At 33.9% G+C, this 9,918-nt stretch carries 6 protein-coding genes; 2 read left to right on the plus strand and 4 right to left on the minus strand.

All coding sequences use genetic code 11. The features are described 5' to 3' along the window. Nucleotides 1–62 precede the first annotated feature (62 nt). Nucleotides 63–2,294 (minus strand): glycoside hydrolase family 2 TIM barrel-domain containing protein, encoded by a 2,232-nt coding sequence (locus tag BUB32_RS10375; protein ID WP_072969316.1) that lies wholly within the window; start codon nucleotides 2,292–2,294, stop codon nucleotides 63–65. Then, a complete protein-coding gene (locus BUB32_RS10380) occupies nucleotides 2,287–4,488 on the minus strand; it encodes an alpha-galactosidase (RefSeq protein WP_072969317.1) in 2,202 nt (733 codons plus the stop codon). The genes BUB32_RS10375 and BUB32_RS10380 overlap by 8 nt, the downstream gene beginning before the upstream one ends. Before the next feature lie 367 nt (nucleotides 4,489–4,855). Here BUB32_RS10380 and BUB32_RS13140 point away from each other — a divergent pair, with 367 nt between their 5' ends. Beyond that, nucleotides 4,856–5,272, plus strand: coding sequence for a transposase (locus BUB32_RS13140; RefSeq protein ID WP_234949276.1), 417 nt, complete (start codon nucleotides 4,856–4,858; stop codon nucleotides 5,270–5,272). A 1,193-nt stretch (nucleotides 5,273–6,465) separates the two neighbouring features. On the opposite strand, the gene BUB32_RS10395 is transcribed toward BUB32_RS13140, so the two are convergent. Beyond that, nucleotides 6,466–7,341: a carbohydrate ABC transporter permease gene (locus BUB32_RS10395; protein ID WP_084727013.1), complete on the minus strand. Its 876-nt coding sequence runs from the start codon at nucleotides 7,339–7,341 to the stop codon at nucleotides 6,466–6,468. 450 nt (nucleotides 7,342–7,791) lie between these two features. On the opposite strand from BUB32_RS10395, the gene BUB32_RS10400 reads away from it, so the two are divergent. Continuing rightward, a complete protein-coding gene (locus tag BUB32_RS10400) occupies nucleotides 7,792–9,033 on the plus strand; it encodes an IS110 family RNA-guided transposase (RefSeq protein WP_072969318.1) in 1,242 nt (413 codons plus the stop codon). 157 nt (nucleotides 9,034–9,190) lie between these two features. Here the strand turns inward: BUB32_RS10400 and BUB32_RS10405 are convergent. Continuing rightward, nucleotides 9,191–9,918: Mu transposase C-terminal domain-containing protein (locus tag BUB32_RS10405; protein ID WP_143152808.1), on the minus strand; the 728-nt coding region annotated here is incomplete at its 5' end.

The raw sequence follows: 9,918 nt of genomic DNA on the forward strand, positions 1-9,918 counted from the left end.
TTTAAATATGATTATATGATTAAACCATATTTTAGCATCTACTCCACCGCAAAGGGTGGGCTCTAATATCCTATTGATTTAGTTTTTATAGATATACTGTTTTCTCCCTCTACATAATGAGATTTAGCTTTTAAAATTATTTCTCCCGACTTTCGTGTCGATTTTACATAAACTGCTCCTCTGCCAGCCTCTAATGTCAACGGATTTTCTCCAATCAGTTTTCCTTCACCTTCTATTTCAAATGATACAGGTATATTAGCATATGGAAGAATAGAGCCGTTTTCATCTACAACACTTATAACAACCCGTGTACAATCAGCGCCATCTGCCATAATCTCATTATCATCACAAGAAAGAATTAATTTATGTGGTTTCCCATATGGCCTTAATGTATGTCTTGCTACTTCCTTACCGTCTATCAAACCTACCGCAGTAATAGAAGCATTATTAACTCTTACCTCCATATAGTTGATTCCGCATTCCTTTATTGAAAATTCAAAAGGCGGATGTGGTAAACTAGGAAAGTCAACTCTATTGGGCATTTGTCTTTTCACAAACTTATCGTTTATATAAAGTTCTACTTCTTCACAATTGCTAAATACAAGCAATTTGTCACCGTTCTCTTCCTCAAATGATGGTATTAAGTACGAAGCTATAAACACATAGGGTCCATATAAGTGCGGGTCGGCTTGACTCATGTAAAAATGAGCTGCAAATTTTGGAAGTCTAAAAATATCACAGACTCCGTGATAGCATATATTGTCTCCTGAACCAAAAGCACTCGTGGTATTATAATCAAATGCACACCAGCCTGATGCACCAGCCATGTTTGGTATCCCATATTGTTTGTCTTGAATAAGAGCATGCAACCTTGCATGAGTAATAAGTCGATTAAGGTTATCATAAGTTTTTGTCGGATACATGTGACCCATATATTCTGTTACCATATACTTTTTGTGATTTGGAAGTTGTATTTTGCCTTCTAAATTGTATATAAAGTCGTTATATGTAAATACATCCTCTAGCTTTTCACTATCTCTTAAATATCTAACACCACCTGTTGGTCTACTTCTGTCTAATTTATGAGCTATTTCATTCATTTCTTTATAAAAATCGTGGTCATCTAAAGACTCATTTATTCGCACACCCCACATAAATATACAAGGATGATTTCTATCTCTTAAAATCATTTCTTTTAAATTCTCTTTTGCAATGTTCTTCCAATTTTCATCGCCTATATGCTGCCATCCAGGTATCTCTTCAAAAACTAACAAACCTATCTCATCACATCTATCCAAAAATGAAACAGCCTGCGGATAATGTGACGTCCTAATATAATTTAATCCCAATTCATACTTTAGTATATCTGCATCTTTTCTTTGAACCCTATCCGGCATAGCACCGCCAACATAAGGAAAAGTCTGATGTCTGTTTAATCCTCTTAATTTTAAAGGTTCACCATTAATATAAAATTTGCCGTCATCTCTAAATTCAACTGTTCTTATTCCTATTCTAAAAGTATAATTATCTAAAATTTCATTCTCTGCAATAAGTTTTACAGACACATTATATAAATACGGATGATCTGGATGCCAAGTTAATGGATTCTCCATCTTTATTCGCTGTACAATCTCCTTTTGCATGTCTTTAACATCAGTAACAAAAGATGAACACACAGCACCTTCTTTATTTATAACCTCTGTCAATATTTTTGCATTTCTTACCTCTTTACCTTCGATGGTTGTAGTAATTGAAATTTCCGCAACAGAATCTTGCAATTTATCAACAACAAAATAAACATCTTGTATATAAGTTTCATTTAAAATTTTCAACCATACATTTCTGTATATTCCACCAAACAACATGTAATCTACAAGATGACCTTCTGGAGGAATATCTTTATGTTCTCTTGAATCCACTTGTACAGCAATTAAATTTTTAAAATCGCCATATTTGACATATTCTGTAATGTCAAATTCAAAAGGTGTATATCCTCCTTTATGTTCTCCTACGAATTCGCCATTTACATAAACCTTCGCAACAGTCATAACACCTTCAAAATGAATATAAACCTTTTTCCCTTTGTATCTCTCATCTACTTTAAAATGTTTTCTGTACCATGAAACAAACCTATAGTCTTCTTCTTTAAAATAGTGGTGAGGAAATGTTTTGTTTGCATGAGGAAGACTAACAACTTTAAAATTGCTCTCATCAAAATCAAATTTATGTGCATCATTTAAGTCTTCAGGAATATATAGCCAATCTACATTAAAATTCAATACTTTTCTACCCATTCTTAATACTCTCCTCCTTAAAATGCATCATAATACTCTGGAAGTCCCCTTTAAGTTCTGGAATTACTATCCCTGCATACATAAGTTCATCACCACTATATGCACTACCATCATCTTCTAAAACATAATTAAAATCTGGATTTATTCCTTTTAGACGAAGTCTTTTAATAGGTTCATTTGCTCCTTTCAAAACTTCAAAATAATAGAGCAAAAATTCTCTTTTATCCTCAGAAACAATCAACCAAGCATTTTCATTCCCTTCAAAGGGACTTAACAATCGATAAAAATCTCCAAATTGCACCAGTTTTCTAATATCTTTATACTTTTTTACATATCTCTTTATTTCTTCTTTTTCTTCACTGGATAGATTTGTTAAATCAAGTTCAAAGCCAAAATTAGCTGACATTGCTACATGTGCACGTATTTTTAATGGCGTAATTCTGTGAACTTGATGATTTGGTACAACAGATATGTGGCTTCCCATTGAAATAAGAGGATAAACTATACTTGTACCATATTGTATTTTAAGTCTTTCCACAGCATCCGTATCATCACTGGTCCAAGTCTGGGGCATGTAATAAAGCATTCCAGGGTCAAAACGACCGCCACCACCAGCACAACTTTCAAACAAAACATCAGGAAACCTTGTCGTTATTTCTTCTAATATTCTGTAAAGTCCAAGAATATATCTGTGAGCAGTTTCTCTTTGCCTCTCTGGCGGCAAAAGTGCAGAGCCTATCTCTGTCATATTTCTATTCATATCCCATTTTACATAACTTATATTGGCGCTTTCTAAAATATCTGAGACTACCTTTATAATATAATCTTGTACATCTTTTCGCGACAAATCTAACACAAGTTGATTCCTGCTTTCACTTCTCGGCCTATCAGGTACATGTATACACCAATCAGGATGCTTTCTATATAGGTCACTATCAGGAGACACCATTTCTGGTTCCATCCATAATCCAAATTTTAAACCTAAAGAATTTATGTCTTTTGCAAGGCCATCCAAACCACTCGGAATCTTTTCTTTATTTACAAACCAATCTCCCAGTGACGAATTGTCAGAATTTCTCTTCCCAAACCATCCATCGTCAAGAACAAACAATTCAATACCCAAATCTTTAGCTTCTTTAGCAAGTTCTTTAAGTTTTTCTTCGGTAAAATCAAAATAAGTGGCTTCCCAATTGTTTATAAGTATTGGTCTTTCTTTGTCCTTAAATTTACTTCTCATAAGTCTATTTCTGTACAGTTTGTGATAGGTATTTGACATTTTATTTAAGCCACTATCCGAATAAACCATAACGACTTCTGGTGTTTGAAATGTTTCACCTGGCTTTAGAAGCCATGAAAAATCAAATGGATTGATTCCCATAGAAACTCTTGCCATATTATATTGATCTACTTCTACTTGTGCCAAGAAATTGCCACTGTAAACCAGGCTAAATCCATAAACATCTCCATGCCATTCATCAGCATCTTTCCTTAAAAGTGCTATAAAAGGATTTTGCTGATGACTGCTTGCACCTCTTCTGCTTTCAATAGACTGAATTCCTGGTACAAGCGGTCTTTTTATAACATGTCTTTCTCTCGCCCAAGCTCCTGACAATTGAAGCATGTCAAAATTACTATCATTAAAATCAACATTCATAGACAAAGCTCTTAACAATCTTATGTCTTCTTTTCCCATGTTTTCAAATCTCACTGACCTTGTTATAACATCATAATCCCTAAATGCTGTATAAATTAAAGTTACCTTTAATTTAGCTACTTTATCATACAATTCTAACTCAAGAGTATCAGCTTCATCTTCATTTTCAACATAAGTAGCCGGAAGCCCTTCTAATTTAGGCTTACCTTTATAGATTTTGTGAGACAAGTACCTTAGATCAGAAACAGTAGAACCGTTTTCAAGCTGAATTTGATATGCAGGACTCCTAAAATCAGTATTACCATACGCAGGATACTCCTGTGGTAAAAAATCTAACTTTAACTGATTCCCAAAGTTAATAATATCATTATCTATACTTATATGGGGTAATTTTAATAAATGGTATATATTAGGAGTCTTTATTATTTTGCCAAAATATGCATGTAAAACAGCGCCATTTTTTAAAACATGTAAAATATAACTTGTATCTTTGGCAGTTAGGTAAAAAGTTTTTGTTTTATCATTAAAATGAATAGACATAAAAACCGGGTATAACCCTTTCCCTCCTTAACAAATTATTTTTTAGGTTTTTGCAGAACCCCAAAATCCTCATAAATTAAGGGGTTCTGCTATATATTTTCAAAGGAATTACCCCCCCTTTTTTTGTCAAATTCTTATATAGAGAAATACAAAATTCACAAAACGTAAGAAATCCTATGAAAAACAAAGTAAGTAATTATCTCTTTACGACATTTATGACCATGTTCAATCTTTTTTTGAAGAAGACAAACCTTAGTTTATCAAGCTCTTTGAGTCTTTCGTCGATTTGTCTGAAATCATTTCACCTTCTTTCTACGACCATTATTACTCTCACACCAGTCGCCATAGGGAATTTAGACTCGAATCTATGCTCTCTGCACTTATCATCCAAAAAATCCTTTCCATCCCTACTATTCAATTGCTCATCTATATCCTTAATCTATCTAAAGAATTGAGAGAGCTTTGTGGTTTCCCCAGAATCCCTAGCCCATCTCAATTCTCTAGATTTAAATCGCTTTCAGAACTCTTCTTCAATAATCTCGTCAATATTACTGAGCCTATTTGCCGTGAAATTAACTCTGCTCTCTCTAATATCTTAATTGCTGATACTACCGGCTTTGAACCTTATGTCAGTGAAAATAACACCAAATTCTTTGACTCTCTCTATCGCAATGTTAAAAAACTCTCTAAATCAAATCCAGATTTTGATGCTCATTCTCACGCTTGCTCTAAAAAATGCCTAAATATGCTTCTTCTAATCCTGATGCTAAAATTCTTAATATAAATGGTCATTATTGTTATTCTATTAAAGCTGCTGTTGTTACTAATAGCTTGGGCGTTGTTCAACATATCAGCTTTTATGATAATGATTTTTTTTGATATTGAAAATGCTAACCGCTGTTGAATCCAAAGATATATATGATTCTAAAACGTTAATCCCTCTCCTTGAGGATTTCTTTAAGCTGCATCCCCATTTCTCCTATAGATATTTTTTGGGTGATGCTAGCTTTTGATGCTTTTGATAATTATAAATACCTCTTTTTAGAACATAGGATAATCTCCATCATCCCTTTAACCCTCTGAAATTCTAAAAACCTACCTCATCCTGATATTGACTCTAATGGTATCCCTACTTGTCCACGTGATCCTTCTCTTAAAATGGTATGTGATGGTATTAAGCAGGAAAAGGGTAGAGCTACTCGCATTAAATGGTTGTGTCTTAAAGTCAGAAAAACTACATTAAATAGTAAAACCTCTTATATCCTGGAATGTAATAACCTTTGTACCTCTTCTAAATGCGGTAGGATTTTTCACACTTTCCTTGATGTCAATTATAGAGCCAATACCATTATCCCTCGTAATTCTAAAAAGTAGTCTAAGCTCTACAAAAATCGCACGGTTATTGAAAAAACTATTGCTATTTTGAAAGAGTCCATGTTTGTTAATAATTTTAGGCTTAGAAATACCAAGTCAATTAAAGCTGACATTTTGCTTGCATGTATAACTCAGCACATTGGGTTAATTATTGATTTCTATTCTTCTATGTTTGAAAATCTTGATTTGTCTCCAATACCTGAATTCCCTTCTTCTAACTCTGGCCGTAAAGGCTCTTACCACGCTCTATTTAGATCTGTTATCGTCATGAGGTCTGAAAAATTTGGTGAAATTTCTGATATTTAGTTCTCAATGTTCAATTGTGTTTTTTGTGTGTTTGTGTTTTACATCTTCTATATATTTTAGTTTTTATTCCCGATATTTTTATTTAACTACGCTCATGTCTATAATTTATATTGAAATAAAAACAAATAAATTATCCTTCGGAAAACAACTACTATATCCAGTAACGTACAGAATAATAATTATGCTGTAATTTTACTTTATTTTACTTTATTTTACTTTTAATTTCTTTACAACCATTTTAGCATTAATAAACTTATTTCAAAGGCGTTAGCAAAAAGAAAAGAAAATAATTATAACTCATGCTTTAATACCCGTTAAAGCAACACCTTCAATTATATATTTCTGTCCTATGAGATAGACTATTAATACAGGAATAATAGCAATTGCAGATGCAGCCATCATCAACGTCCAATCTGTAATATACATACCTTTAAAGAAATTTAAAAGTAATGGTACTGTAAATTTTTCAGGCGTGTTCAAATAAATCAAAGGTCCCATAAAATTATTCCAGGTACCCATAAAGGAGAAAATTCCCAAAGCAGATAAAGCAGGCGTAATTAAAGGAAGACTTATTTCCCAATAAATAAACCAATGATTTGCACCGTCAATAATTGCAGCTTCATCTAACTCTTTTGGCAAACTTAACATAAACTGTCGTAATAGAAATACACCAAACGCGTTAAACAAAGAAGGAGGAACTATTAATGGCAAATGTGTATCTATCCAACCTATGTATTTCATTAGAATAAAAGTAGGTATCATTGTCACTTGTCCAGGAACCATCATGGTTGCTAAAAATATAATAAATATTGTATCTCTTCCCGGAAATTTTATTTTTGCAAATGCATATGCAGCCATCGACGAAGTTAAAAGTGTAGCAGTTACAACAATAGCAGCTATTTTTATACTATTTATGTAAGCATTAGCAAATGGTAATGCTGTCCAAGCTTTTATATAATTTGACCATCTAATAGGATGCGGTATCCATACTGGTGGTATTATAAAAACTTGACCAATATCTTTCAAAGAAGTAGAAATCATCCAAATAAATGGTACTAACATTGTTATACTGCCGCAAATTAAAATTAAATGCAAAATAACTTGGGGTATTAATTTATTTAAATTAATAGTTTTTTTATGTTTATATAAATTCAAACGAACTTTACTTTCCATATAACCCACCTCTCGTATAATATGATTGTAATCCACATTAAAAATTTAATAATAAACACACAAATTAAATCCTTAAAAACCATTTTTACCCTGGTAAAACAATCTCATGATTAAATTTCTCATTTTTATTTAAATGGTCCTTTGTCTCTGATAAACTTAAAAGTGGAAGGTCCCTTTTAAGTTTACTGAGGTATTTTTGGCCTCACCTCTGTGGAATGCTGTCAAATCAGCATCACCACTTGGGAAAGACTGAACCTCTGGAGTTATTTGAGTAATACATACTCGTTTGTTGTGCCTCTTTAGCTTATCTGTCCATCGCTTGAGCATCGATGGTCAGGCACCCTATAAGCTAAATCTGAGCACTAATCACGGCGAGGGTGTATTACAAATAACTCTCAGAGACAAAAGACCTTCAAAAAACTTTTTACAAACAGGAGCGTGAATTTATCCATGAGCTCTACACTTATCGTGGGCATTGATATCTCTAGCGAATTAAATGCTGCTTCCTTTATTGATGAGGCCGGTAACCGCTTAGTTAAAAAATCTTTATTCTTCCCCAATGATTTAGATGGCGCTCAACAGCTTGTAGATTTCACTATCTCTCTTGCTCAACAGTTCAATATTTCATCCATTAAATTTGGCATGGAAGCTACTTCACACTATGCCTGGCATTTGCATACCTTCCTGGCTTCTTCTCCTGAACTTGCTCCCTTTAATCCTCTATTCTACGTCATCAATCCTTCTATCATTAAATCTTTCAAGGGTGCTTATATCCATCTCCCTAAAACAGATTCTGTTGATGCAACTGTTATCGCTGAATGTGTTAGATTTGGTCAAGTCAAACCAACTCCGCTGCCAGATTTAAGATACGCCGCACTGCAAAGACTCACTCGCATGCGTTATCATATTGTCCGCAGCTTGGTCCGTGAAAAAAATCGAGCCCTAAGCCTTATTTCTTTCAAGTTCTCAACCTATCCTTCCGAGTGCCCTTTTAGCAACATATTTGGTAAGGCTTCCTTAGCTATCATTGAAAATTTTACTCCTGATGATATTGCTTCCATGCCTCTTGATGACCTGATCGACTTTATTGTGAAAAACGGCAATAACAGACTCTCAGATCCTACTCAAATCGCCAAAACTTTAAAAGCTGCTGCTAACAGAGCTTATAGGCTTCACCCTGATCTTGCTGAAGCAAATGACTTAGCTCTTTCTATGACACTCGAAAATATTCGATTCCTTGAATCCCAACTTAAAAAGCTTGATGGCGAGATATCAAGACAGCTTAAAGCTTTTAATCAAACTCTAACTACTATCCCCGGCATTGGGGACGTCCTTGCTGCTGGTATCATCGCCGAAATTGGAGATATCAAAACGTTTAATAATGAAGCTGCTCTTGCCAAGTATGCCGGCCTCATCTGGAATAAATATCAGTCAGGTAATTTTAATGCCCAGGATACTTCTTTGGTTAAGTGTGGTGATCAGTACCTGCGATACTATCTTGTTGAAGCCGCTAACTGTGTTAGGGTGCACACAGTGAGGTTTAAAGAGTACTACAACAAGAAGTATCGCGAGGTACCTAAACACCAACATAAACGTGCCCTCGTCTTAACTGCTAGAAGATTAATCCCTCTGATCTTTGCAATGCTCAGCAAAGGTCAAATATATCAAGAAAGAGGTGTTGTTAGTATTTAAATACTCTTTTGTTAAAAATTAATAAAGAACTCTATTTTGGAACTTCCAATTCCATTTATTGGTATATTGGGAGAAGGGTATTTTTTTGTCTTTTTGCCCTTTAAATGTCTCAAAAAATTTTTAATTACCCCCTTGACATTTTACCGTTTGTCTTTTTTTAATCAATGATATCATTAAAGGATATTACTGGGGGATTAGGTTTTGCAGCAAAATCCACAGTATCTTCATTTTCGCTTACAACATTTCTGTTTTCGATATATTCTACAGGAATTTTAGCATTCTCATGAAAATTTACCTTATACGCTTCCCCTACTTTTTTGCCTTCATGAAAAAGTAGAAGGGGTGTATTATCCTTAAGCCACTGTGGGTCATATCTGACTTCTAAGCGCATACCTTTAAACTTTTCTTCTGTTTCATAAAGTATATTTTCCACTTTAAGTGTAGCATCTTTGTTTACTTTGCGATTTACTCTTATGAGAAAACATTCATTCAACATATCTATGTCACCACACATATTCACCCTTGATATTTGAGACATGAAAAAATCTAAAGGACTCATGCCAATACTGCTGTGTTCTTTTCGGTTGTAATCCTCCTCCAACCATTTAAAAAACATCATATTAAGCTCATCTATACTCTTTATGGATGTAGGATCTATTGTGCTTAAAAATCTCATTCTCACCGTATGAAAGAATCTTTCTACTTTCCCTTTTGAATGAGGTGAAAATGGCTCAGCATGAATAAGAGATGTACCTAGTGAGGCACATATATATTCAAATTGACTGCTTCTATATATCTTTCCATTGTCAGTGTAGAGCATTTTGGGTATTCCCCTTCTTAGCACTGCTTCTTTAAATGAGTCTCTTAAAGCTAAAAAATTCTGGG

The sequence above is a fragment of the Thermoanaerobacter uzonensis DSM 18761 genome (genome assembly GCF_900129115.1).
Classification (GTDB): domain Bacteria; phylum Bacillota; class Thermoanaerobacteria; order Thermoanaerobacterales; family Thermoanaerobacteraceae; genus Thermoanaerobacter; species Thermoanaerobacter uzonensis.